Below are 24,585 nucleotides of genomic sequence, written 5' to 3' on the forward strand. Positions count from 1 at the left end.
CGACCCACCGACAGTTTCGGCGCCAAATCCGAGGCCTGTGGACAACCCCGTCCCCAACCACACCTGTGGAGGGTCAACGGCCCGAAACAGAGTGTCCCCGCCGCCAGATAGGTTGCCACCATGAGAGCGCAGGCGTCGGTGATGCACCTCGACCTCGACGCGTTCTTCGCCTCGGTCGAGCAGCGTGACAAGCCGTCCCTGCGCGGCAAGCCGGTGATCGTGGGCGGCATCGGCGGCCGCGGCGTGGTCAGCACCGCCTCCTACGAGGCTCGGACCTTCGGGGTCCGCTCGGCGATGTCGACCCGCGAGGCCCGCGCGCTGTGCGGTCATGCCGCGTTCCTCTATCCGCGCTTCCATGCCTACAAGAGGGTCAGCGAGCAGGTCTTCGGGATCCTGCGCGACCTGTCGCCGCTGGTCGAGCCGCTCTCGCTCGACGAGGCCTTCGTCGATCTCGCCGCGGCCGGCCTCCCCGACCTCGAGGTCGACACCGTGACCGCGACGGCCGAGCGGATCCGTGCGGAGGTCGCCGAGGTGACCGGCGGCCTCAGCGCGAGCGTCGGCCTGGCCAGCTCGAAGTTCATCGCCAAGATCGCCAGCGACCTGGACAAGCCCGACGGCCTGGTCGTGGTGGCGCCCGGCACCGAGCTCGACCTGCTCCGCCCGATGAACGTCAAGGTGATCCCCGGCGTCGGCCCGGCCACCGCCGAGCGCCTGCGTCGCGCGGGCATCCACACCGTGGCCGACCTGGAGCAGGTCAGCGTCGAGGAGCTCGTACGCCTCGTGGGCAAGTCCCACGGCACCAACCTCTACAAGCTGGCCCGGGCCCAGGACGACCGGCGCATCGAACCCGAGCGCGAGACCAAGTCCGTCAGCGTCGAGGGCACCTACGACACCGATCTGACCGACCGGCCGCTCATGGAGCAGATCCTCACCCGGCAGGCCACCGAGGTCGCGGCCCGGCTGAAGAAGAACGGGCTCTCGGGCCGCACGATCACGATCAAGGTCAGGCTCTACGACTTCACCACGATCAACCGCTCCGCGACCCTCCCGGCCCCGACCGACCAGGCCGGCACCATCGCCCGGCTGGCCAGGACCCTGCTCGGCGAGCTCTTCACCGCGGGCGAGACGGCCGGCGGCGTACGCCTTCTCGGGGTCGGTGTCTCCGGCCTGGCCGACTGGATCCAGGAGGACCTCTTCGGCGACGACGTCGATGACGAGGCCGAGCCCGACCTCCCGCTGCCCGAGCCGGTGCGGCGGCCCACCTGGGCGGCCGGGATGGACGTGGTCCACGCGGAGATGGGCCGCGGCTGGGTCTGGGGCTCGGGGCGCGGCGTCGTGACGGTGCGCTTCGAGACCGCCGAGACTCCCGCCGGCCCGGTGAGGTCCTACGCCGCCGACGACCCCGACCTCCAGCCCTACACCGAGTCCTGAGCCCCTCCCCCGGTCCGGGCTCCGTCGTCACGGCGAGGCGGTGCGGTATCGCGGCCGGCGCCCATGGTGTGCGATAGCGCGTTGCGATGCTTGATGCGCGCGTGTCCCGTGCGCGGAGGTTCGTGGGTCGCGAGGATAGGGTCTCGTTCATGTCTGCAGCACACTCGTCGACGCCCTGGCCGGTCGCACCGAAGAAGCCCTCGTCCAAGCAGTTCCACGGCCTGACCCGGACCGATGACTACGAGTGGCTCCGTGAGAAGGACAACCCCGAGGTCATCGCCTACATCGAGGCCGAGAACGCCTACACCAAGGAGCAGACCGACCACCTCGCCGACCTGCGCACGCAGATCTTCGAGGAGATCAAGGCGCGCACTCTCGAGACCGACCTGAGCGTCCCGACGCGCTCGCGCGGCTACTGGTACTACGGCCGCAGCTTCGAGGGCAAGCAGTACGGAGCGAGCTGCCGGGTGAAGGTCGCCGACCCGGACGACTGGACTCCCCCGACCCCGGCCGACGTCACCCACGACCAGCCCGCGCTGCCCGGCGAGGAGGTGCTGCTCGACCTCGACGCGCTCGCCGAGGGGCACGACTTCTTCAGCCTCGGCGGGTCCTCGGTGAGCCCGAGCACCACCCTGCTCGCCTACGCGACCGACGTCGCCGGCGACGAGCGCTACACCGTACGCGTCAAGGACCTCACCACCGGCGAGCTGCTGAGCGACGAGCTCACCAACGTGCACGGCGGCGCCACCTGGGACCGCGACTCGGCCAACCTCTACTACACGACCGCCGACGAGTCCTGGCGTGCCGACAAGATCTGGCGCCACCGCCTCGGCACCACGCAGGAGGAGGACGAGCTCGTCTTCCACGAGACCGACGACCGCTTCTGGGTCGGCGTGGGGCGCACCAAGTCCGACCGGTTCATGTTCATCGGCACCGCCGCGAAGATCACCGCCGAATACCGCTTCCTCGACCTCGACGACCCCGACGCCGGCTGGCAGGTCTTCGCCGCCCGCGAGGAGGGCGTCGAGTACTCCGTGGAGCACGCCATCATCGCCGGCGAGGACGTCTTCCTGGTCACCCACAACGCCTCGGGCCCCGACTTCGAGATCGCCACCGCGCCGACCGCGCCGACCCCGCGGAGCGAGTGGCGGCCGCTCGTCCCCCACACCCAGGGCGTACGCCTCGAGGACGTCGACGCCTTCGCCGGCCACCTGGTCGTCCACCAGCGCAGCGAGGGCCTGACCCAGCTCCGCATCCTGGAGCTCGGCGAGAACGGTGTCGCCGACGACTACCTGGTGAAGTTCGACGACGAGCTCTACACCATCGGCTCCGGCTCCAACCCCTCCTTCGAGACCCCGGTCGTGCGGCTCGGCTACACCACGATGCGCACCCCGGCCTCCGTCTACGACTACGACGTACGCAGCCGCGAGCTGACCCTGCTCAAGCAGGCCCCGGTGCTGGGTGGCTACGACCGCGACGACTACGAGGAGCACCGCCTGTGGGCGACGGCCGAGGACGGCGTACGGGTGCCGATCTCGATCGTGGCGAAGAAGGGCCTCCACGAGCAGGGTCCGATCCCGGTGCTGCTCTACGCCTACGGCTCCTACGAGGCCAGCATGGACCCCTACTTCTCGATCGCGCGGCTGAGCCTGCTGGACCGTGGGATCGGCTTCGCCATCGCCCACATCCGCGGCGGCGGCGAGATGGGCCGGGCGTGGTACGACGACGGGAAGATGCTGAAGAAGCAGAACACCTTCTCCGACTACATCGCCTGCGCGCGCCACCTCGCCGAGTCGGGCTGGTCGACGCCCAGCAAGATCATCGCCGAGGGTGGCTCCGCCGGCGGGCTGCTGATGGGCGCGGTCGCCAACCAGGCGCCCGACGCCGTCGGCGCGATCGTCGCCGCGGTGCCCTTCGTGGACGCGCTGACCACGATGCTCGACGCGACGCTGCCGCTGACCGTCACCGAGTACGACGAGTGGGGCAACCCGGAGGCCGACAGGGAGACCTACGACTACATGTCCTCCTACGACCCCTACACGAACGTCGCCGCCCAGCACTACCCGCCGATCCTGGCCGAGACCAGCATCAACGACACCCGCGTGCTCTACGTCGAGCCCGCCAAATGGGTCGCCAAGCTCCGCGCGACGGCAGAGAATCCCGGTGACGTACTCCTGAAGACGGAGATGGCGGCCGGACATGGAGGAGTCTCGGGACGCTACAAGGCGTGGGAGGACCGGGCGTTCAGCCTTGCCTGGATGATCGACCAGGTGACCGCTTCGTAGGGCATATCTGCGGGGATCTCGGGGTACTCCATGAGAAACCCCTGAGATTCACCTCATGATGCAACTTATCGCCCGTGGCGTACGTCGAACCGGACAAGAGATCGAAGACGGATTCGATGACAAGGCGCTCTACCAGGGAACACCTGGGAGGGGCGAAGCGTTGAAACCACCGTGAGGCCACAAACCTCACCGTGAGGAGGTTCCCATGGCGACACGCACCGCAACCGCCACCGCCACCCGAGAGATCGAGGGCCGTGACAGCGTCGGGCTGTATCTCGACGAGATCGCCCGCAACGAGCTCCTGGATGCCGCCAAAGAGGTTGAGCTGTCCAAGGCGATCGAGGCCGGCCTGATGGCCGAGCACCTCTTGGCCGAGGGCCGCGTCGGCCGCAAGAAGGCACCCGGTGGAGCCACCCGAGCCGAGCTGGAGTGGTTGGCCGAGGAGGGCCACCGCGCCACCCGTGAGTTCATCAACGCCAACCTGCGACTGGTGGTGTCCATCGCGCGCAAGTACGGCCGCGCGCAGATGCCGATGCTCGACCTGATCCAGGAAGGAAACACCGGCCTGATCCGGGCCGTTGAGAAGTTCGACTACACCAAGGGCTACAAGTTCTCGACGTACGCGACGTGGTGGGTCCGCCAGGCGATCACCCGCGGCATCGCCCAGCAGGCGCGCGTGGTCCGGCTCCCGGTCCACGTCGTCGAGGAGCTCAACCAGGTCGGCGGCGCCCGCCGCACCCTGGAACGCCAGCTCGGCCGTGACCCCGAGCCGGAGGAGATCGCCGCCGAGCTCGGTATGGACATCGACCGCGTCCTCGACCTGCTCTCCTGGGGTCGGGACCACGTCTCGCTCGACACCCCGATCGACGAGGACGGCGACACCTCGCTGGGCGACCTGATGGCTCAGGAGTCGGCGCCGTCGCCGGACATGGACGTCATCGACGTCGAGTCGCGCGAGCGGCTCAACTCGCTGGTCGGCCAGCTCGACGAGCGTTCCGCCGACATCGTCCGCTCCCGCTACGGCCTCACCGACGGCCGTCAGCACAAGCTCGCCGACATCGGTGTCAAGCACGGCATCTCCGCCGAGCGCGTACGCCAGCTCGAGCGCGAGGCTCTGCAGAAGCTGCGCCGCTTCGCCGATCCCGACTTGGCGGCCTGACCACCAACCACCTGGCTCGGCGTCCCTCATCACGAGGGGCGCCGAGTCTTTCTTATGCCGAGGCGTCAGCCCGGTCGGCCGACGGGAGTGACGTCTCGGCGGTCAGTAGCCTCCGGGCGGCGGGGCCATCTCGAGGCGTACCCCGATCAGGCGGATCGGCCGGTCCTTCTCGACGCGGTCAAACAGCGCCACCGCCTCGTCGGCGAGGCGATCACCGTCGAGGGTGGGCTCGGGGAGCTTGTGGCCGCGGGTGACGGTGAAGAACGGCTTGAACCGCACCTTGATCTCCACCCGCGTCACCGGGCGGTCCTCCTTGACCACGTCCTCGAGGCACTCGGCGCACAGCCGGCGGGTCGCGGCGACGATGTCGGGCCACTCCACGAGGTCCTGCTGGAAGGTCTCCTCGTGGCCGTGGCCGCGGGCGACCCACGGCGACGGATCGACCGGGCTGGTGTCGGCGCCGCGACCCAGCCGGCGCAGCCACGGACCCGTCGTGGGACCGATCGCGGCCGCCAGGCCCTCCGCCGAGGCCGCGCCCAGGTCGGCGACCGTCTCGATCCCGAGCCCGGCGAGCCGCTTCGCGGTCTTGGCCCCGATCCCCCACAGTGCGTCGGTCGGGCGGTGGCCCATCTCGGCGTCCCAGGTCTCGTGGGTGATCCGGTAGACGCCGGTCCCCCGCAGCTGACCGTCCGGACCGGGCTCGTGACCGCCGGCTCCGGCCTCGCGTGCGACCGCACCGTCGACCCGCTGCTTGGCGAACCCGGTCGCGAGCTTCGCCTGCAGCTTGTTGTCGCCGACCCCGACGCCGCTGCGCAGCCGGGTGCGTTCGAGCACCAGGTCGCGTACGTCCTGGGCGAAGGCCACCGGGTCGCCGAGATCACCGTGGCCGGGGCCGGGCCCGAGGAACGCCTCGTCCCAGCCGAGGACCTCGACGAGGACGGGTACGCCGCCCCACTCCAGCGACCGCAGCGTGTCCATCACGCCCGCGGAGGCCGCGTCGTAGGCGACGCTGTCGACCGGCAGCAGCACCGCATCGGGACACTTCCGCACCGCCAGCCGCAGCGGCATCCCGGATCCGACCCCGTGTGCCCGCGCCTCGTAGGAGGCCGTCGAGACCACGGCCCGCTCGGTCGGGTCCCCACGCCCACCCACGATCACCGGCTTGCCGGCGAGCTCGGGCCGCCGGAGCACCTCCACCGCCGCGATGAACTGGTCCAGGTCGACGTGCAGCACCACGCTCATGCGTCGATGGTGCCATGAACCAGCCGCCGTGGGGGTCAGCCTTCGGAGCCCGCCTCGGAGAGGGCCGCGGAGGCCTTCTCCGCCTGCTCGCGTACGTCCTCGGGCACCGGCACCCCACCGGCGATGCGCTGCTGCCACAGCTGCATGGCGACCACCTTGGCGGCCGCGTCCTCGACACGGGAGCGGTCGAGGCGCCCCGAACGGAGAGCCTTGACGACGCTGCGGTGGGCGGCCTTGGAGTTGGCGGGCATCAGCAGCAGGTCGGCGCCCGCCTCGAGGGCGGCCACCGAGGGCTTCTTGGTGGTGGTCGTGACCGCGCCCATGCCCAGCGAGTCGGTGACGGCGACGCCGTCGAAGTCGAGGTCGTCGCGGAGCAGGTCGTAGATGGGCGCCGCCATGCTGGCCGGCTTCCCGGGAGCCACCGCCTTCACGTCGACGTGGCTGACCATGACGGCCGGAGCCCCGGCGTCCACGGCGGCGTCGAACGGCACCAGGTCGCGCCGCTTCAGCTTCTTCATCCCGAAGTCGAGTTCCTGGAGCCCGAGGTGGGTGTCGCCGGTGACCGCTCCGTGGCCCGGGAAGTGCTTGGTGGTGGAGACCAGGCCGGCGGCGTTGTAGCCCTGCACGGCCGCCGAGACCGCCGCTGCGGCGATCTTCGGGTCCTCGCTCGGCGAGCGGGATCCGATCGTCGGGTCGGCCGCACCGATGGTCACGTCGGCGACCGGCGCGAACGCCCAGGTGAAGCCCAGGTCCCGCAGCTCGAGCCCGGTCGTCCGCGCGGCCTCGCTCGTCACCGCGACACCCTTGCCGGGCTTCGCCTCGATGGCGTCCCCCGCACGCGCGAACTCGGGGAACTCCGTGGCCACGCCGCGCAGGTGGGAGACCACCCCGCCCTCCTGGTCGACACCGATCACCGCAGGGAACGAGCGACCGTCGGCCGCCACCGCACGGGAGACCGCCGCCGTGGTCTTGCGCACCTGCGCCTCGTCGACGACGTTCTCGCCGGTCACGCTGACCCCGGCCAGATGGAGCTTGCGCACCATCTTCGCGGCCTTGCGCGGATCGGTGCCGTGGTAGCGGCCGACGATCACCTGTCCGGCGAGCTTGTCGTCGTCCCAGCCCGCCACCAGCTCACGGGCCGTCGCCAGCTCTCCGCGCGTCGGGCCCCAGGCCAGCGGCGTGGTGTCCTTCGTCGGGTCGGTCTTCGTGGTGGCCACCACCGGCCTGCCCGGCTCGACCTCCGTCGGCTCCCAGAGGGTCACCGCCGCTGCTCCCGCGCCGGCCGCCAGGACCAGCACGGTCCCCGCGATCGCCGGCCGCATCCAGCGCCACCCGCGACGCTGCTGATCCCCTGATTCGGTGTGCTTGCCCCCAGTCACGCGGCCGAGTATGTCAGCAACCCCCGCCTATGACCGCGTTCCGGCGAGTGAGTCGTAGATCTCCCGCACCCGCTTCTCCAGGTCCTCGAGGCTGCCGGTGTTGTCGATGACGTACGTCGCCGCAGCGAGCCGGTCCTCGCGACTGGCCTGCGCGGAGATGCGAGCGCGGACATCGGCCTCGGCCATCCCGCGCGCGACCGCACGCTCGATCTGCGTCTCCACCGGCACGTCGACCACGATCACCTCGTCGAAGAAGGGTGCGTAATCCACCTCGACCAGCAGCGGGATGTCGTTGACGACGAGCCTTCCCGCCGTCCGCGCCGCCTCCTCGAGCTCCGCGGACCGCGCCCCGACCAGCGGGTGCACGATCGCGTTGAGCCGCTCGCGGGCGCCCTCGTCGGCGAAGACGATCTCGCCCACCTTGGCCCGGTCCAGCTCACCGGACTCGGTCAGCACCGAGGGCCCGAACTCCTCGACCACGGCCGCGAGCCCCGGAGTGCCCGGCTCGACGACCTCACGGGCGATCTTGTCCGAGTCGACGATCACCGCCCCGCACTCGGCCAGCAGCTTCGACACCGTGCTCTTCCCCGAGGCGATCCCGCCGGTGAGTCCTACGCGCATGGCGAGACCCTACTAGGCCGTCGCGGGCTCCCCGCAGGCGAACCGGCGCCGATAGGCCTGCGGGGACAGACCCCGCACCCGGGTGAAGTGGTGGCGCAGCGCCGCCGCGTTCCCGAAGCCGACCTCGCCCGCGATCCACTCCACCGACCGGTCGCTGCGCTCCAGCAGCTCCTCGGCGCGGCGGACCCGCTGGGCGGTGATCCAGGCATAGGGCGTGGCCCCGGTCTCGGCGCGGAACCGCCGGGCGAACGTACGCGGCGACATCAGCACCTGCCGGGCCAGCGAGTCCACGTCGAGCTCCTCGTGGAGATGGGCCGTGATCCAGGACAGCAGGGGCCCCAGCGTCTCCGCGTCGGGCTCGGGGACCGGGTGGGAGATGAACTGCGCCTGTCCCCCGTCGCGCTGGGGCGGGACGACCATCCGGCGGGCCACCGCGGAGGCGACCGCGGCGCCGTACTCCTGGCGCCAGATGTGCAGCGCGGCGTCGAGCACCGAGGCGGTGCCGGCGCTGGTGACGATCTGCCCGGTGTCGACGTAGAGCACCTCGGGCACGACCTTCGACTCCGGGAAGCGGCGCTGCAGCTCGGTGGCGTACTTCCAGTGGGTGGTGCACTCGATGCCGTCGAGGAGGCCGGCCTCCCCCAGCGCGAAGGCGCCCGAGCAGGCGGTCAGGAACCGGGCACCGCGGGCGTGGGCGCGCAGCAGCGCGTCCCTCACGTCCACGGGCAGCGTGCCGCTGGGGCCGCCGAAGGCGGGGATCGCGATCAGGTCGGCGTCCTCCAGCCGCTCCAGGCCGTGGAGGGCCTCGACCCCGAAGCCGAGGTTGGTGCGCACCATCCCCGCGGTCGGCGCGCACACCGCGAAATCGAGGTAGGGCACCCCGTCGTCACGCCGGTCGATGGCGAAGGCCTCGCAGACCGCACCGAACTCGAAGGGGGCGACACCGTCCCAGATCACCGCAGCAACGTTCCTAAGCACCTCAGAAGAGTGCCAGTTGGCAGGAATTCGCGCAACTTAGGCATTTCTGCCAATGTGGCAGGAATACCTGGTAGCGAAGAATTACTGCCATGACCACAGCACTGATCCTCATCCCACTGTTCGCCCTCGCCACCTACGCCACCTTCGCCGTCGTCCACGGCGACCGTCCCAAGGCCGCTCCCCGGTCCCACGCCATCGACCCGGACTTCCAGCCCGCGGCCAGGCTGCCCTAAAAAGCCGAATGCCCGGCCCCTCGAAAGGGGCCGGGCATTCGTGCGTTTTCAGAGCATCAGCTCCGCGCTACGCGGGTGCGTTCACTGACCGCCGGTCAGCTTCTCACGGAGAGCCTGCAGCGCCTCGTCGGAGGCGAGCGAGCCGCCCTCGTCCTCGGAGATGGTCTCGTCGACCGAGCCACCGGAGGAGTAGGAGGTGGCCTCGCCGGCCTCGGCAGCCTTCTCGGCGGCCTCCTGCTGCTGCTTGATGTGGGCCTCCCAGCGGGCGTGGGCCTGAGCGTACTGCTCCTCCCACTTCGCGCGCTGCTCGTCGTAGCCCTCGAGCCACTCGCCCGTCTCCGGGTCGAAGCCCTCGGGGTAGATGTAGTTGCCCTGGTCGTCGTAGGTCGCCGGCATGCCGTAGAGGGTCGGGTCGAACTCCTCGACGTCGGTCGAGGTGACCGTCTCGTTGGCCTGCTTGAGCGAGAGCGAGATCCGGCGACGCTCGAGGTCGATGTCGATGATCTTGACCATGACGTCGTCGTTGACCTGGACGACCTGCTCGGGGATCTCCACGTGGCGCTCGGCCAGCTCGGAGATGTGCACCAGGCCCTCGATGCCCTCCTCGACACGGACGAACGAACCGAACGGCACCAGCTTGGTGACCTTACCCGGGACGATCTGGCCGATCTGGTGGGTGCGGGCGAAGTGCTGCCACGGGTCCTCCTGGGTCGCCTTCAGCGACAGGGAGACACGCTCGCGGTCCATGTCCACGTCGAGAACCTCGACGGTGACCTCGTCACCGACGGTGACGACCTCGGACGGGTGGTCGATGTGCTTCCAGGACAGCTCCGAGACGTGGACGAGACCGTCGACGCCGCCGAGGTCCACGAACGCACCGAAGTTGACGATCGAGGAGACGACACCCTTGCGGATCTGACCCTTCTGGAGCTGGGTCAGGAAGCCGTGGCGAACCTCGGACTGGGTCTGCTCGAGCCAGGCACGGCGCGACAGGACCACGTTGTTGCGGTTCTTGTCGAGCTCGATGATCTTGGCCTCGAGGGTCTGGCCGACGTACGGCTGCAGGTCGCGGACGCGACGCATCTCCACCAGGGAGGCGGGGAGGAAGCCACGCAGGCCGATGTCCAGGATGAGACCACCCTTGACGACCTCGATGACCGCGCCCTCGACGACGCCGTCCTCCTCCTTGACCTGCTCGATCGTGCCCCAGGCGCGCTCGTACTGCGCACGCTTCTTGGACAGGATCAGGCGGCCTTCCTTGTCCTCCTTCTGGAGCACCAGGGCCTCGACCTTGTCGCCGACCTCGACAACCTCGGACGGGTCGACGTCGTGCTTGATCGAGAGCTCGCGCGACGGGATGACACCTTCGGTCTTGTAACCGATGTCGAGCAGGACCTCGTCCCGGTCGACCTTGACGATGACACCGTCCACGATGTCGCCGTCGTTGAAGTACTTGATGGTCTCGTCGATCGCGGCGAGGAAGTCCTCTTCCGACCCGATGTCGTTGATCGCGACCTGAGGCGCGTCGTAGTCAGGAAGAGGAATGTTGAGCGTGCTCGTCATAAGGGAGGTGGTTTCCTTGGGTGGACAGATATCGTCGGGTCACACACATCTGAGGTCTCGGATCGGCAGCCCCTCGCCGGCACCGCACAAACAGGCTTCGTCGCCCGGTGTGAACCGGCTGTCGAGGTAGCAGGCCAAGGTCCACTAGGTCCGGGACCCGGGCAGACTTCAGACGCAGTTTCCAAGCCTACGCTCCACTCACAGGCCCCGTCCAACTGTCGGCGTCACCCTGCGGGGCCTACCCTGTAGAGGTGGACCAAGCCATCAGCCCGGTCGTCCGACCGGAGGCGCCCATCGATCCCTTCGGCGCGATCGAAACCATCGAGACCACCGGCCCGATCGTCAGAGCCGAGCGGCGTACGGTCGGTGAAGCCGAGTCACGCCGCGCCAACGGTCCCGACTGGGACCGCTACGCCGACGAGTACCAGGCGACCCACGGGCCGTTCCTCGGCGAGGCCGGGTTCGTCTGGGGCCCGGAGGGCCTGACCGAGTCCGATCTCGGCATCCTCGGCGACGTCGGCGGCAAGGACGTCCTCGAGCTCGGCTCCGGCGCCTGTCAGTGCTCCCGCTGGGTGAACACCCAGGGCGGGCAGGCGATCGGGCTGGATCTCTCCGGCCGTCAGCTCCAGCACTCCCGGCGCCTCGACGAGCACACCGGCGTCGTGGTGCCCGCGGTGCAGGCCACCGCGACCGACCTGCCCTTCGCCGACGACTCCTTCGACATCGTGTTCTGCTCCTTCGGGGCACTGCAGTTCGTCAGCGACATCGCCCACGCGATCGCCGAGACCGCCCGCGTCCTGCGCCCCGGCGGGCGGTTCGCGTTCTCGATCACCCACCCGACACGGTGGATGTTCCCCGACGACCCCGGCCCCGAGGGCCTCATCGCCGCCCAGTCCTACTGGGACCGCACCCCCTACGTCGAGGTCGACGACGAGACCGGCGAGGTGTCGTACGTCGAGCACCACCGCACCCTCGGAGACTGGGTGTCGTTGCTGGCCGGTGCCGGGTTCCGGATCACCGACCTGGTCGAGCCCGAGTGGCCCGAGGACCACGAGCGGGTCTGGGGCGGCTGGTCACGGACCCGGGGGCTGTTGACACCCGGCACCGCGATCTTCGGCGCCGATCTGGCGCGCAGCTAGCCACGAGGGCAGCCCAGGAAGCCGAGCGCGGGCCCGGAGGCTGTCTGCCTCCGGGCCCGCGAACGTTGATTCCGGCGAGCGGTGCGCCTCAGGCGTCGACCAGCGTGCGGTCGTCCGCAGCGGCGTGAGCGCCACCGTTGGGCTTGCGGCCGCGCAGGACCAGCCAGAGGCCGGCCACCAGAAGGATCAGGCCGACGACGAGGCCGACGACGGGGATCCAGGTGCCGATCAGGTTGAGCTTGGAGATGTTGGCCTTGGCGTCCTTGGCGTTCTTGGCGACGGTCTCGTCGGTGTAGCTCACCTCGATGTCGATCACCGTGGTGTCGCCGGTGACCGCCTTCTGGGACCCGGTCTGGTCGATGTACTGACCCGTGGTCGGCTCGACGTAGATCGTCTGGGCCCCCTCGTAGGTGCCCACCGTGTCGTCCTCGGTGCCCTCGGACTCGCCCTCGTCCAGCGTCACCTCGGTGGCCGGGATCGAGACCTCGAACTGGTAGGTCTTCACGCCCTTCACCTCGACGTCATCGACGTAGGTGGCGACGACGGACTTGCCGAGCGTGTCGTCCCAGTACTCGTAGTCGTGACGCTCGGTGCCGAACGGGAACTTCGCGACGTAGCCGGTCATGCCCTCGGTCGCGAACTCGTCGCCGACGTACTTGGCCTGGTCCTTGACCGGCTCGGCAGTCGTGCGGTCCAGGGCGTAGGCGCTCTTGGAGATGTTCACCGCACGCGGGTCGGTCTTGGGGTCGGGGCAGTCGGGTGCCGGCTTGCCGTCCTGGACGACGACGCAGGCCTGCTCGATCAGCACCACGACGTCATCGGTGGACGCCTTGGGGTCGGCCTTGGTCACGTTGACGTACTTCACCGGTACCGGGTCGTCCGACTTGGCCTGTGCACCGCTGGCCGTGCCTTCGAGCACGGTGCGCGAGTCGACGTTCAGTGGAAACTTGGCGGCGGCGTCCTTGGCCCAGAAGCCGGCCACTGCGGCGGCGACCAGCGCAAACGCGCCGACCAGCACAAAGACGTAACCAATCACTCTTCGCATGTTTCTGCCCCTCCCAAGGCTTCAGTTCCCCCCTCGATCCGCGAACCGTAGCAGCAATACCCCGAGAGGTGTGCAACGGGTCACAAACCACTGTGCGACACTTCATCTTCGTGTCATCCCCCCACCTCGCATCCGCCACCGCCGCGCCCGCCGACGACGGCGTGCTGGCGACCCCGAGGAAGGTCCTCGCCGCCGCGCTCGTCATGATCGTGGCCCAGCTCGCCTTCCGTGCCTGGGCGCTCAACGGGTCGTGGTATCGCTTCGACGACGCCAACTTCATGTCCAAGCTGATGTCGGACGGGCTCTCGGCCGACCTGCTCTTCCACGGCTTCGCCGGCCACCTGATGCCGGGCGCGTTCGCGCTGACGGCCTGGAACTTCTCGCTCGACCCCTATGCGTGGGCCTACCCGGCCGTCGAGCTGCTGATCCTGCAGGCGGTCGCCGACCTCGGCGCCCTGGTGTTCCTCTGCTCCGCGTTCGGGAAGCGGCGCGGGATCCTGCCGCCGCTGGCCGTGTTCCTGTTCTCCTCGATCAGCCTGCCGGCGTTCCTGACCTGGGGCCCGGGGATCACCCAGCTGCCGTTCCTCGCCGCGATCTTCTGGGGGTCGTGGACCCACCTCACCTACCTGCGTACGCGGCGGTTCCGCTGGGCGCTGCTGACGATGCTCATCACCCTCGCGGCGATCGCCTTCGGCGAGAAGGCGATGCTGCTGTTCTGGCCCTACACCGTGCTCGCGCTGGGCTGGTTCGCCACCGGTGACATCCTGACCCGGGTGCGGACCGTCGCGGGCCGCTACCTGCCCGGCGTGCTGCTCTACGGGGTCGTCTCGATCGGCTCCGCGGTCGCCTACCTCACCCTGGGCGCGGGATCGTCCAAGGCGGCGGCAAGCTCCGACGCCAACGGGTTCGCGCTGGTCACCCAGCGGTTCCTGTTCGAGTCGTGGGCGCCGGGCGTGGTCGGCGGCCCGTTGCGCTGGAAGTGGATCGAGGGCAACTCGGCCGGCTGGGCCGAGCCCGGCGCGGTGGTCTCGGTGCTCGCGGTCGGGGTGCTGGCGCTGCTGACCTACGAGCTCGCCCGCACCCGCTCGATCGCGCTGCGCGCCTGGTGGCTGGTCGGCGGCATCGTCGTCATCGACATCGCCCTGATCACGGCCATCCGGGCCGGCGGGGTCGGCGCCGACATCGCGCTCGCCTACCGCTACCTCACCGACACGATCGCGGTCACCGCGATGGCGCTCGCGCTGGCCACGCTGCCGTTGCTCGGGGCGGTGGAGACGCTGGCCCCGACGCGTACGTCTGCCTTCCTCGACGTGCCGAAGCGGGTCGCGGTCGCGACGGCGATCGTGACCGCACTGGGGCTCTTCTCGTCCTACTCCTACGCCGAGGGCTGGCACGACGACGACAACACCCGGCGCTACATCGACACCGTCCGCGCCGACCTGGCCGACGTCGAGGAGCCGCTGCCGATGGCGGACGGGCCGGTGCCGGAGTGGATGGTCTGGGGCGCGTCCTACCCCTACAACCAGGTGAGCCGGGTCCTCCGACCGCTGTCGGACAAGATGGACTTCCCCCGGGCCAGCACCGACAACCTCTACCTGGTCGACGAGGACGGTCACATCCGGCCGGCGGCGGTCGACACCGTACGACGCTCGGTCGGCGCCGTGGACGCCACACCCAGCCTGGACCGGTGCACGCTGCGAGTGCGGCAGACGCCGCTCCAGGTCGGTCTCGACGGCGGCGTCGAAGGTGCCGGCTGGTGGATCCGGATCGCCTACGTGGCCGGGGCGAAGGACGCGGGCCGGATGCGGGTGACCGCCGGCGACCACTCCTACGACGTCGAGATCGAGCCCGGGTTCCGCAGCCTCTACGTGCGCACCGGCGAGGGCCGCTTCGACACCGTCGGGTTCCAGAGCCTCACGCCCGGCTCCAAGCCGTGCCTGGGCGGCATCGAGGTCGGCGAGGTGGTTCCGTTCGGCGACCCGATCTCGGGACCTGGGGGTGAGGACTGATGGACCGCCGGTTCCTCACCCTCGACGCGCTGCGCGCGGTCGGTGCCCTCATGGTGGTGCTGACCCACGTCGGCTTCCACACCGGCCGCTACCCGCAGGGCTGGACCGGGGCGATGCTCGCCCACTTCGACCTCGGCGTCGCGCTCTTCTTCGTGGTCTCCGGGTTCCTGCTGGCCAGGCCGTGGTTCGCGGCCAGCGCCGCCGGAACCCGCCCGCCGGGCACCGGCCGCTACCTGTGGAAGCGCGCGCTGCGGATCCTGCCACTCTACTGGGTCGTGGTAATCGTCTGCCTGGTCTTCGCGCCGGCGAACTCCGACGTCGGTGTCAGCGGGTGGATCGCCAACCTGACCCTGACCCAGATCTACACCCAGGACTCCCACGCCTACGGCCTGGCGCACATGTGGAGCCTGTGCACGGAGGTCGCCTTCTACCTCGCCCTGCCGCTCCTGGTGCGGCTGCTGACGCCACGGCACCGCCTGGACGTACGCCGCGTGCTGATCGGCTGCCTGCTGCTCTCGGTGGGCGGCGTGGTCTTCGCGGCCGGCGCCCGGAGCTGGTTCGACCAGCCGTTCGCGGCCGAGTGGCTGCCGGCGTACCTGCCGTGGTTCCTCGCCGGGACCGCGCTCGCGGCCTGCTCGGTCGACCCGGGCATGCGTGCGCGGCTGGACGCCGCCGCGCGCGACCTGGCCGGCTGGTGGCTGCTGGCGCTGGGGCTCTTCGTGGCCGCCTGCACGCCGATCACCGGCCCGACCGGCCTCGTGGACGCGCCGACGCCGGCCGAGTCGGCCCTCAAGTGCGTGCTCTACGGCGCGGTCGCGGTCTGCGTGATCGTCCCGCTGGTCTTCGGTCCCGAGCTCGAGGGCCCGGTGCGTCGCTGGCTGGCCGGTCCGGTGCCCAGCGCGCTGGGAGAGATCTCCTACGGCATCTTCTCGATCCACATGTTCGTGCTGCTGATGGGGATGGAGCTGCTCGGCTTCGGCACCTTCAACGACCGGTTCTGGACCGTGCTGGGGATGACGCTCGTCGTCACCGTTCCCGTCGCGGCCCTCTCCTACCTCTTCTTCGAGCGCAGGGTGATGCGCCTGCGCGGCTGGCGTCCCTCCGGGCGCCGGCCGTTGCGCCGGACGGTGGTCGTGACCGAGCCCGCCGCCGAGTCCGCCGCCGAGCCCGTCGCCGGGCGCGGTCCCGCCGAGGCCGCGGCGGCGGCCAGCACGACCGCGACCAGCGAGAGCGCCTGAGCCGCCCAGGCGGGCGGGTCCCAGGGCAGGTCCCAGGCGGTCGGGAGGATCTCGACGGCCAGGGCACCGGCGAGCAGCGCCGCTCCTGACCCGGCGGCCAGGAGGCGCACCAGGTCGGGGCGGCGGCCGGTCAGGCGCGGCAGCAGCCAGGCCACGACCGCGGCGAGCGCACCCCACCAGCCGGCGAGCAGCCCGGCCACGAGGACCAGCACACCTGCGTCGTACCAGCGCCACGGGGCGGCCTCGGGGAACAGCTCGAGGCTGGGCGGGGTGCCCCGGCGGCGCCATGAGGTCACCAGCGCGAGCACCAGGACCAGCGCCGCGCCGCCCGCACCGGCGAGCAGCCCGGCACGGTAGGTGCCCTCGGGCGCGAAGCCGAAATGTACCTCTCCCCCGGCGCCGGCGGGCACGATCCAGCCCTGCTGCCAGCCGTCGACCCGCTGGGCGCGCAGCGCCTTGCCGTCGAGGGTCGCGGTGGCCCCGGGGTTGATGTTCTGCGGGAGCACGAGGACCCGGTCGTAGGTCTCGGCAGAGACGCTCGCCGAGACCGCGGCGTCACGATCGTTCCGCTCCACCTCGACCGCCTCCGGCGGCTCCGCGGCGGCGATGACGTCGGAGCTGAGCTCGAGGCTGTCGACCCGGAGCGCGCCGACAGGATCGGCGAGGAGGGTGTTCTCCCCCGCGGCCAGCGTGAGCGGCGAGGTGCCGCAGACCTTCAGCGGCACCTCGCCGCCGCGCAGCAGGTCGGCGAGCGACCCGTTGACCGACGTACGCAGCAACCGGTCGCCCACCTGGATGCGTGGCCCGGCGGCACAGCCTGCCCGGAGCCGGCCGTCGCCGAGCGCACGGCCGTTGACCTGCAGCTCGGAGACACCGACCGGAAGCTCCTTGGCGTCGGCCCTGCTCGAGGGCTGGTCGTAGGCGGCGTCGGTCTCGGTGATGCGGATCCGGAGCCGGTCGGTGCGCCAGCCCGCGGGGACGGCGACCTTGCCGTCGTCGCCGACGTGGCGGGTGACCGTGCGCTTCTTGGGGCGGCGCAGGTCGGTGATCTCGACCTCGGTGGGGATGCTGACCGCCGCGGCCTCGTTCACCAGGAGCCGCAGCGACTTGATCCGCTGTCGTTCGGGCAGCACGAGCGTGACGGCGGCAGGACCGGTCGACGGGGCCCGCCACGAGGTCCCTTGGTCGCCGTCGATCATCGCGAGCGCCGACTGGGCGATGTCTCCGCTGCTCGGCGCGGTGATGTCGACGCCGGCGAGGTCGGCGGCCGCGGCGGCGTAGGCGTGGTCACGGCGCAGCGACACCGTCCCGGTGACACCGAACGACTCCTCGCGGGTGAGCGTGACGAGCCGGTCCAGGTGGTCGCCGTCGTCACCGCCGGCGGCCAGGAACGGCTCGCAGTAGAGCACCCCGCCCTGGTTGATGCAGCCGCTGCGGTCGGTGTCGCGACCGAGCCGGATCTTGCGGATCGTGGCGTCGCCGGGCGGCTTCGGGAGCGCGACCAGGCGCTGGGCGTCGACGCCGTCGATGTCGAGCTCGCTGATCCCCCAGGGACCGTAGCCGGTGGCGCCGCGGGCGGTGATGGTGAGGTTGCGGGCGCTGAACCCGGTGAGGTCGTACGTCGCCTCCTCCCCCGGCAGCGGGGCGTAGACCTTCCGCATCTGGGCGCCGGCTACGAGCTCGAGCCGCTCGACCCCGATCACGTTCTTCGGCAGGGTGATGGTGACCTTGCCCAGGTCGACCTCGTCCTCGAAGCGCACCCGGAGCCAGGCGCCCTCGGGGCTGTGCCCCCATCCGCCCTCGGTGCGCCACGCGGTCCCGGGGTCGCCGTCCAGGGCGGCCGAAGGTGCCGCTCCGCGGTCGACCGGGACCTCCTCCGGGGTCGCCGCGGAGCTGGAGGCCTCCACGGCCTCGACCCCGCGCCAGACCACGGTGCTCTGCCACCGCTCCTGGTCCTCCAGGTAGCGGTGGAAGCTCTCGGGCTTGTCGGAGTCGACGCCCTCCTCGGTGGTGCGGGTCGAGGAGGAGTTGGCCCGGACGCCGGAGAAGAGCGTCGTACGCCGCCGCTGCCCGTCGGTCAGGATGACGTCGGCGGGCTCCTCGGCGTCCTCATCGGCCCGGGTGTCGTCGGGGGTGAGCACCGCCTGGGCGCCGCTCGCCGGCTCGCCGGGGTCGCCCATCACGGTCGTGCGGGCAGGGATCAGGGTCGCGCCGGAGGCCGCGTCGTCGACCTCGTAGATCTCGATCGGGGGGTACTCCCCGGCCAGTCCCCCGTCGACCAGCACGCGGGTGCCCTGCTCGCGGTGGAAGGTGGTGTTGCCGAACTCGGTGCCGAAGCTCGCCTCGCGGCTCAGGCCCGGTGACTGGTCGAGGGTGGCGTGCACCAGGGAGGGCGGCGGCGCACCGGTGGTGCCCCAGTGCAGGTCGTTGCGCACCAGCAGCCGGGTGACGCCGGCCTTGGCCAGCATCGGCGCGAGATCCGCGCTGGGGGTGCCGCGCTCGAGCTCCTCGGTGACCCGGTCGAGCCAGACCACGTTGCCGGGCTCAGCCAGCGGCACCACGCCGCGTACGGCCCAGCGGGAGTCGGCGTAGGGCTGCAGGACCTCGTCGTGGGTGCTGCCCCACAGGTAGTCGCCGAACCTGGCGGCAGGGACCACGAGGGTGACCCCGCCGTCGTCGTTCTCGGAGAGGTAGTCGGCGGCGTCGGTCCAGAAGCCGGGGACGTTCTCGATCGATCCCGGTGGCGGCACCTGGCCGCGCACCCACGGCACCGCCAGGCCGGCCAGCGAGGCGACGACGGCGATGACGAACACCCTCCGCAGCCACTGCGCGGCCCTCGCGCTCGTCGCGTTCGTGCTCGCCGTCGAGGCTCGGGCGAGCTCGACGCGGTGGAGGATGGTCTCGACGGTCAGCACGACACCGGCGGCGAGACCGAGGCGGAGCACCGCGTCGTATTTGTGGCTGTTGCGCACCGCGGCCAGGGCGCCGTCGACGAGGTCCTGACGGGCCTCCGCTCCCCAGCCGGCCAGCGCGCCGGTGTAGCCGATCCCGACGAGGACGACGCCGGCCAGGACGCAGCCGATCAGGAACCGGCTCTCCGGATGCCGGCGGCCACGGCCCACGCCGGCGAGCCCCGCCAGCCCGATCGCGACGACGGCAGCAGCGTCCAGGATCAGGTAGGGGGTGGCGTGCAGGCTCTCCCCGGCCGGGTAGTAGAGCGGGTCGGCGTAGGCGACCCAGTCGGAGGTGCCGAGCAGCGTCGGCAGCAGGCCGGTGGTCGAGGCGGTCACCGCCGCGGTCTCGATGTAGTCGAGGAACGGCGGGATGTAGCGGCCCTGGAGCACCAGCGGGATCGTCCACCACAGGGTGGCGAGGATGGTGAACACGCCCCACAGGGCGAGCGCGGCGAACCGCCGCAGGCCGGTGCGGGTGAGCAGGAAGATCACGCCCGGGACCAGCACCGCCGAGACCGCGGTCGCGTTGACGCCGCCCGCGCAGGCGACCGCGAGGGCGGCCACCGCGCACCAGCGCACGAGGTCCTTCGTGGTGGTGGTGCCGCTGGCCCGGATGACGGCGAGCAGCACCCACGGCGCGACCGCGGTCGGCCACAGCTCGACCGAGTTGGCGCCGAGGATGGTCATCACACGCGGGGTCAGGACGTACGCCGCCGCCCCGGCCACCTGCGCCCACGGCCGCCCCAGCCGCAGCTCGCTCGCCACGGCCAGGACGCCGAGGAAGGCCAGGTTGAGCAGCAGCGCCCACCACAGCCGCTGGATGACCCATTCCGGCAGCTGTGCCAGCTGACCGAGCCCGTAGAAGGGACCCATCGGCCACAGGTAGCCGATCGCCTGGTTCTGCACCTGGCCGAAGGCGCCCTGGGCGTCCCACATGGTCATCGCCCGGCCCAGGAAGGCCCACGGGTCGGCGCTCAGGTCGAACTTGGTGTCCGCGACGATCCGGCCCGGCGCCTGGGTGAAGGTGATCGCGGTCAGGATCGCGACGTACGCGGTGATCCTGAGCCTGGAGGTGGCCGACGCGGAGCCCGAGGCAGCGGGGATGGCGCTGGACGGATCCGGGGTCACGTCTTGCGCAGCACGAGCAGGAGGTTCCACGAGAGCACCTCCCTCACCACCGGAACCCGCATCAGCCACGCCGCCCACGCAGGGTGGTAGCGCGGAACCGCAGCCAGGATCTCGGCGTTGCCCGCCCTGCGCTGGGCACGCGCCCAGCGCAGCCCGGTGGAGGCGGTCGCGGCGTACATCGACTCGCCGAACCTGTTCTTGGGCTCGTGGCCGTGCTTGCGGCGGTAGCGGCGGCGCGCGAACCGGCCGCCGAGCAGGTGCCACGGGCTGGTCTCGTGGCCGCCCCAGGGACCCCACCACAGCGTGTAGGAGCAGAAGACGACGCCGCCGGGCTTGGTGACCCGGAGCATCTCGTCGAGCATCGCGGTCGGCGTCGGGACGTGCTCGAGCACGTTGGAGGAGTAGCAGGCGTCGACCGATCCGGTGCGGACCGGCAGCCGCATCCCGTCGCCGAGCATGCTGCCCTCGGCGACGATCCCGGCGCCCTTCATCTCACCGGCGTCGGCGTCGAGCGCCAGGTAGGTCGCGCCGGCCTCCATGAAGGCGTCGCGGAAGTAGCCCGGCCCGCCGCCGACGTCGAGCAGCACGGTGCCCTCGAGGGTCTCTCCGTCGGTGTAGTGGGCCAGCTGGCCGACCGAGTCGGCCGCCAGCGCGGTGTAGAAGCGCGCCGGATCGGTCTGCTCCACCCGGAAGTCGCTGAACAGACGTACGGAGCGCCCCAGCGTCGCGCGCCAGCGTCGGCCTGCGGGGGCGTTGCGCTGGGAGTCGAGGAGGTTCGCCACGGCGGGAACCCTAACCGATTACCCCGGTGGGTGTGCATTTGGTCACGAAATGTCCTACTCTCCAGTAACTGCGTGACCCCTGGGGAGGGAGCACTCAGCAGCGGGGAACTGCGAGATCCAGGGGAGCACTGTATTTTGCGCGCCAACGAGGGAGCGCAGCTGAACGGCGGCCATGTCGCCGTGTTCAGCTGGCGCGATTCTGACAATCCTGAAGCCGGTGGGGCCGAGCACTACCTCCACCAGATCACCGCCGGCCTGGTCGATGCCGGGGCGCGGGTGACCGTCTTCACCGCGGCCTACCCGGGCGCGCTCGCTCGTGAGTCGCGTGACGGTATTCGCTACGTGCGCCGCGGCGGCAAGCTCAGCATCTACCTGTGGGGCGTGCTGCTGCTGGCGCTGGGCCGGCTGGGCCCGATCGGTCGCGTCGATGCGGTGATCGACGTGCAGAACGGGCTCCCGTTCTTCACGCCGCTCGGCACGCGGGCACCGGTCACCGTGCTCGTCCACCATGTCCACCGCGAGCAGTGGCCGGTGGTCTACCCCGGGCTGTCCGGGCGGATCGGCTGGTGGGTCGAGTCGTGGCTGGCGCCGCGGCTCTACCGCCGCAAGCAGTACGTCGCGGTCTCCCGCGCCACCCGCGCCGAGCTGGCCACCCTGGGCGTCGACCCCGCCCGGGTCGCGGTCGTGCACAACGGCGCCGCCCCGGCGCTGAGCGACAACCCGGCCAAGACCGAGCACCCCTCAATCTGCGTCGTCGGGCGGCTCGTGCCGCACAAGCGGGTCGAGCTCGCGGTCGACGCGGCGGTGGCGCTGCGGGCGTCCTACCCGGACCTGAGGCTGAGCATCGTCGGCGGTGGCTGGTGGGCCGACGAGCTGGCTGCGTACGTCTCCCGGGTGGGGGCGGGCGACTTCGTCGAGCTGCTGGGCCATGTCGACGAGGAGACCAAGGAGGCGGTCTACGAGCGGTCCTGGCTGATGGCGCTCCCGTCGCTGAAGGAGGGCTGGGGCCTGGTCGTCACCGAGGCCGCCCAGCACGGCACCCCGACGGTCGCCTTCCGGGACGCGGGCGGGACGACCGAGTCGATCGACGACGGCGAGTCCGGGGTGCTGGTCGACGACCAGGCCGGGTTCGTGGCCGCGCTCGACCACCTGCTCGGCGACGAGATCCGCCGCAAGGAGCTGGCCGAGGGTGCCCGCTGGCACGCCCGCAAGCACACCTGGGAGCAGAGCCAGCTCAACTTCAACGCCGTGCTCGCCGCCGCGCTGCAGGGGCACGTGGTCGGCGCGGACTGACGTCGTCGGTCATCGAGACGATCGAGACGGAGAAGGGGCCCGGCGGATCACCGCCGGGCCCCTTGTCGGATGTGCCGGGCTCAGTTGTTGGTGGTGCCGTACTGAACCGTCGACTGAGAGACGCTCGGAGGATTCTCGACGGTGTCGTTCGTGGTGCTGGTGACGACTCCGACGATGGTCGCTGCGGCGACTCCGCCGCCAACAAGAATGCTGGCGACGATGGCAATGATGTTGCCCATGGATATGTGACCTCCCTCTCCTAGCCGCGAACCTTAGCAGCCGGCCGGCGAAGCGTACTGATCAGTAGCAGAACTGTTGATGTTGCGGCGGCGAGCCAGGCCAGGCCGTACGCCGCCCACGCTCCGGCCATGGCCGGAGCGACCGTCGTCTCGGGCATCCGGTGCTCGCGCTCGGGCAGCCGCTGGACGAGGATGCCGCCGCCCTCGTAGACCACCTCGCCGGCGATCTGCGGCGCATCGCCCGCGGAGCGGTCGGTGATGACGTACCCGATCCCGAGCTGTCGCAGGCTGGTGACCTGTCCCGCGACGTCGGTCCCGGCCAGCGCGTCTGCGACCTCTTCCGCCCGCCGGTCCTCCCCGCGGATCAGGTGGCTGCCGATGAGCAGGTCGCCGTTCACGACGCTTGTCCGGGTCAGCATCCTGGGCAGCGGGTCGAGCACGGGCCGGCCGTCGTTCCACGACGGCGCGCGATAGGCGGACCAGGGCAGGACGAGTACGTCGCCCGGTGCGGTCTCCTCGGCGAGCGCCGCGCGCGCCTGGCGCCAGGCCTGTGGGTAGTCGGCGGTGCCGATGCCGCCGGCCAGCCCCCAGGCAGCGTCGGGGAGGACGGTGACCGGGACGAGCACGACGACCACGGCCGCCGCCCATCGCGGAGCCGATCCTCGAAGCCTCTCCCCCAGCGCGTCGACACCGGCGGCCACCGTCAGGATCAGCAGCGGCAGGCACAGCGGGAGCAGGCGGCTGCTGTCGCGGAGCAGGGCGAGACCGGGGACCTGCTGGGAGAGAGTGTCGAGCGCCTGCGGCGCCGCCCAGCCGGCGACGGCGACCGCCAGACCGACGGCCCACAGCGCCAGGATTGTGACTCGCTGGCGCTCGGATCTCCACCACCGTCGGGCCCCGGTCGCGACCAGGGCACCGAGAAGCACCAGCGCCACCCAGGCGAGCCAGCCCTCCCGGCTCGCCGGTACGACCGAGGTGTTCCAGATCCCGCCGAGCGAGAGCGCGGCCAGCGGGGCGGGCAGGGCGTCGCCGCGCAGAGCGAAGACGTCGAACCCAGTGGCCGAGGCGGCCTGGGAGGTGTGGGTCAGGCTGGCGACGAGCCAGGGGGCGTTCACCGCCGCCACCACGGCCAGCAGCAGGGCCGGGCGCCGGCCGCGGCGCAGACCGGTGGCGAGCAGGACCGCGGCCGAGACGATGCCGGCGCTCGCGCTCAGGCTTCCGGCGAGGAGGACGGGCAGCATCCACGTCACACCGGGGTTCCCCGCGGCCCACCTGCGGCCGGCGAGGACGAGCCAGGGCACCGCGGCATAGGCCAGCAGCATCGGCCAGTGACCCATCCACAGCCGCTCGGCGACGTACGGACTCCACACGGTCAGGCTCACCACCGCCAGCCGCGCGGGAAGCGAGCGCTCGCGCACCAGCTCGGCGGCACCGGCCCCGACCAGCACCAGCGCTCCCAGCAGGACGATCTTCTGCAGCACGAGGCCCGGCACGATCTCGTCCAGCACCCCGACCACCGCGTCCGACGGCACCGCCCGCGGCAGCCCCGACCCGAGCCCGAGCACGTCCTTGGTCAGCACGAGATCGGGCACCCACACCATGTCGTAGCTGAGCACGAACCCGGCGCCCAGCGCCGGCCCCAGCATCAGCACCCCGAGCGCGACCGCCCACACCGTAGGCACCAGCCGATCGCTCACGCCGGCCACCCTACCCAGCCGCCCCCCTGCCGAGCCGTCACGTACGTCGACCGAGACGTCACATCCGTCGACCGAGACGTCACATCCGTCGACCGAGATGTCAGTTGTGGCGAACGAGTTCCGATCCTGGGCGGATGCCGGTGCCGGCATGTGACCTGCCGCGGCCTAGG

General features: G+C 71.0%; 17 protein-coding genes and 1 pseudogene. 8 read left to right on the top strand and 10 right to left on the bottom strand.

Translation table 11 applies throughout. The annotated features are described in order from the left end of the window. Positions 1-120 precede the first annotated feature (120 nt). The 3 genes from UG56_RS22855 to UG56_RS22865 all read left to right on the top strand — a co-directional run bounded on the left by UG56_RS22855 (position 121) and on the right by UG56_RS22865 (position 4,875). Positions 121-1,431, top strand: coding sequence for a DNA polymerase IV (locus tag UG56_RS22855; protein WP_045548028.1), 1,311 nt, complete (start codon positions 121-123; stop codon positions 1,429-1,431). Between the two features lie 149 nt (positions 1,432-1,580). Next, positions 1,581-3,716: a S9 family peptidase gene (locus UG56_RS22860; protein WP_045548027.1), complete on the top strand. Its 2,136-nt coding sequence runs from the start codon at positions 1,581-1,583 to the stop codon at positions 3,714-3,716. A gap of 205 nt (positions 3,717-3,921) precedes the next feature. Beyond that, positions 3,922-4,875 (top strand): sigma-70 family RNA polymerase sigma factor, encoded by a 954-nt coding sequence (locus UG56_RS22865; RefSeq protein WP_045548026.1) that lies wholly within the window; start codon positions 3,922-3,924, stop codon positions 4,873-4,875. Between the two features lie 102 nt (positions 4,876-4,977). On the opposite strand, the gene UG56_RS22870 is transcribed toward UG56_RS22865, so the two are convergent. The 4 genes from UG56_RS22870 to UG56_RS22885 are packed head-to-tail and all read right to left on the bottom strand — an operon-like array spanning position 4,978 to position 9,095. Beyond that, a complete protein-coding gene (locus tag UG56_RS22870) occupies positions 4,978-6,117 on the bottom strand; it encodes a DNA polymerase IV (protein WP_071327271.1) in 1,140 nt (379 codons plus the stop codon). A 35-nt stretch (positions 6,118-6,152) separates the two neighbouring features. After that, the gene (locus tag UG56_RS22875) at positions 6,153-7,496 is read right to left on the bottom strand and encodes a glycoside hydrolase family 3 N-terminal domain-containing protein (protein WP_045551140.1); all 1,344 of its coding nucleotides are present in this window, start codon (positions 7,494-7,496) and stop codon (positions 6,153-6,155) included. A 27-nt stretch (positions 7,497-7,523) separates the two neighbouring features. Then, positions 7,524-8,117: a dephospho-CoA kinase gene (coaE, locus tag UG56_RS22880; protein WP_045551139.1), complete on the bottom strand. Its 594-nt coding sequence runs from the start codon at positions 8,115-8,117 to the stop codon at positions 7,524-7,526. A gap of 12 nt (positions 8,118-8,129) precedes the next feature. Further along, positions 8,130-9,095: a helix-turn-helix domain-containing protein gene (locus tag UG56_RS22885; protein WP_045551138.1), complete on the bottom strand. Its 966-nt coding sequence runs from the start codon at positions 9,093-9,095 to the stop codon at positions 8,130-8,132. A gap of 89 nt (positions 9,096-9,184) precedes the next feature. Between UG56_RS22885 and UG56_RS28505 the strand changes: the two genes are divergently transcribed. Further along, entirely contained in the window at positions 9,185-9,328 is a 144-nt protein-coding gene (locus UG56_RS28505) for a hypothetical protein (protein WP_177191536.1), read from the top strand. Positions 9,329-9,409: 81 nt separating this feature from the next. Here the strand turns inward: UG56_RS28505 and rpsA are convergent, their stop codons facing one another. Next, complete coding sequence (gene rpsA, locus UG56_RS22890; RefSeq protein ID WP_045551137.1) at positions 9,410-10,891, bottom strand: 30S ribosomal protein S1; 1,482 nt, start codon at positions 10,889-10,891, stop codon at positions 9,410-9,412. A gap of 251 nt (positions 10,892-11,142) precedes the next feature. Here rpsA and UG56_RS22895 point away from each other — a divergent pair, with 251 nt between their 5' ends. Further along, positions 11,143-12,030 (top strand): class I SAM-dependent methyltransferase, encoded by an 888-nt coding sequence (locus tag UG56_RS22895; RefSeq protein WP_256206844.1) that lies wholly within the window; start codon positions 11,143-11,145, stop codon positions 12,028-12,030. Positions 12,031-12,118: 88 nt separating this feature from the next. Here UG56_RS22895 and UG56_RS22900 read toward each other — a convergent pair whose 3' ends face one another. Further along, complete coding sequence (locus tag UG56_RS22900) at positions 12,119-13,075, bottom strand: DUF3068 domain-containing protein (RefSeq protein WP_084101475.1); 957 nt, start codon at positions 13,073-13,075, stop codon at positions 12,119-12,121. 110 nt (positions 13,076-13,185) lie between these two features. Here UG56_RS22900 and UG56_RS22905 point away from each other — a divergent pair, with 110 nt between their 5' ends. Both UG56_RS22905 and UG56_RS28955 read left to right on the top strand, forming a co-directional pair. Next, positions 13,186-15,084: a hypothetical protein gene (locus tag UG56_RS22905; protein ID WP_143055154.1), complete on the top strand. Its 1,899-nt coding sequence runs from the start codon at positions 13,186-13,188 to the stop codon at positions 15,082-15,084. Further along, the gene (locus tag UG56_RS28955; RefSeq protein WP_084101477.1) at positions 15,084-16,322 is read left to right on the top strand and encodes an acyltransferase family protein; all 1,239 of its coding nucleotides are present in this window, start codon (positions 15,084-15,086) and stop codon (positions 16,320-16,322) included. The genes UG56_RS22905 and UG56_RS28955 overlap by 1 nt, the downstream gene beginning before the upstream one ends. Before the next feature lie 857 nt (positions 16,323-17,179). On the opposite strand, the pseudogene UG56_RS29175 reads toward UG56_RS28955, so the two are convergent. Next, a pseudogene (locus UG56_RS29175) lies at positions 17,180-20,482 on the bottom strand (alpha-(1->3)-arabinofuranosyltransferase domain-containing protein); the annotation flags it as partial. Beyond that, positions 20,401-21,186: a class I SAM-dependent methyltransferase gene (locus tag UG56_RS22920; protein WP_045551620.1), complete on the bottom strand. Its 786-nt coding sequence runs from the start codon at positions 21,184-21,186 to the stop codon at positions 20,401-20,403. The pseudogene UG56_RS29175 and the gene UG56_RS22920, both read right to left, overlap by 82 nt. 135 nt (positions 21,187-21,321) lie before the next feature. On the opposite strand from UG56_RS22920, the gene UG56_RS22925 reads away from it, so the two are divergent. After that, positions 21,322-22,479 carry a glycosyltransferase family 4 protein gene (locus tag UG56_RS22925; RefSeq protein WP_052694187.1) on the top strand — a complete coding sequence of 386 codons (1,158 nt, stop codon included), beginning with the start codon at positions 21,322-21,324 and terminating at the stop codon, positions 22,477-22,479. Positions 22,480-22,559: 80 nt separating this feature from the next. Here the strand turns inward: UG56_RS22925 and UG56_RS28510 are convergent, their stop codons facing one another. Together UG56_RS28510 and UG56_RS22930 are read right to left on the bottom strand one after the other, a co-directional pair. Next, entirely contained in the window at positions 22,560-22,718 is a 159-nt protein-coding gene (locus UG56_RS28510) for a hypothetical protein (RefSeq protein ID WP_177191538.1), read from the bottom strand. Positions 22,719-22,738: 20 nt separating this feature from the next. Then, a complete protein-coding gene (locus UG56_RS22930) occupies positions 22,739-24,415 on the bottom strand; it encodes a hypothetical protein (protein WP_143055155.1) in 1,677 nt (558 codons plus the stop codon). Positions 24,416-24,585 lie beyond the last annotated feature (170 nt).

This window comes from Nocardioides luteus (genome assembly GCF_000960475.2).
GTDB lineage: Bacteria > Actinomycetota > Actinomycetes > Propionibacteriales > Nocardioidaceae > Nocardioides > Nocardioides luteus_A.

What these genes read in the sequence shown, in the direction of transcription:
- UG56_RS22870 (WP_071327271.1), bottom strand. Translation starts at nt 6,117, where the DNA reads ATGAGCGTGGTGCTGCACGTCGACCTGGACCAGTTCATCGCGGCGGTG.
- UG56_RS22855 (WP_045548028.1), top strand. Translation starts at nt 121, where the DNA reads ATGAGAGCGCAGGCGTCGGTGATGCACCTCGACCTCGACGCGTTCTTC.
- UG56_RS28505 (WP_177191536.1), top strand. Translation starts at nt 9,185, where the DNA reads ATGACCACAGCACTGATCCTCATCCCACTGTTCGCCCTCGCCACCTAC.
- UG56_RS22900 (WP_084101475.1), bottom strand. Translation starts at nt 13,075, where the DNA reads ATGCGAAGAGTGATTGGTTACGTCTTTGTGCTGGTCGGCGCGTTTGCG.
- UG56_RS28510 (WP_177191538.1), bottom strand. Translation starts at nt 22,718, where the DNA reads ATGGGCAACATCATTGCCATCGTCGCCAGCATTCTTGTTGGCGGCGGA.
- rpsA (WP_045551137.1), bottom strand. Translation starts at nt 10,891, where the DNA reads ATGACGAGCACGCTCAACATTCCTCTTCCTGACTACGACGCGCCTCAG.
- coaE (WP_045551139.1), bottom strand. Translation starts at nt 8,117, where the DNA reads ATGCGCGTAGGACTCACCGGCGGGATCGCCTCGGGGAAGAGCACGGTG.
- UG56_RS28955 (WP_084101477.1), top strand. Translation starts at nt 15,084, where the DNA reads ATGGACCGCCGGTTCCTCACCCTCGACGCGCTGCGCGCGGTCGGTGCC.
- UG56_RS22860 (WP_045548027.1), top strand. Translation starts at nt 1,581, where the DNA reads ATGTCTGCAGCACACTCGTCGACGCCCTGGCCGGTCGCACCGAAGAAG.
- UG56_RS22865 (WP_045548026.1), top strand. Translation starts at nt 3,922, where the DNA reads ATGGCGACACGCACCGCAACCGCCACCGCCACCCGAGAGATCGAGGGC.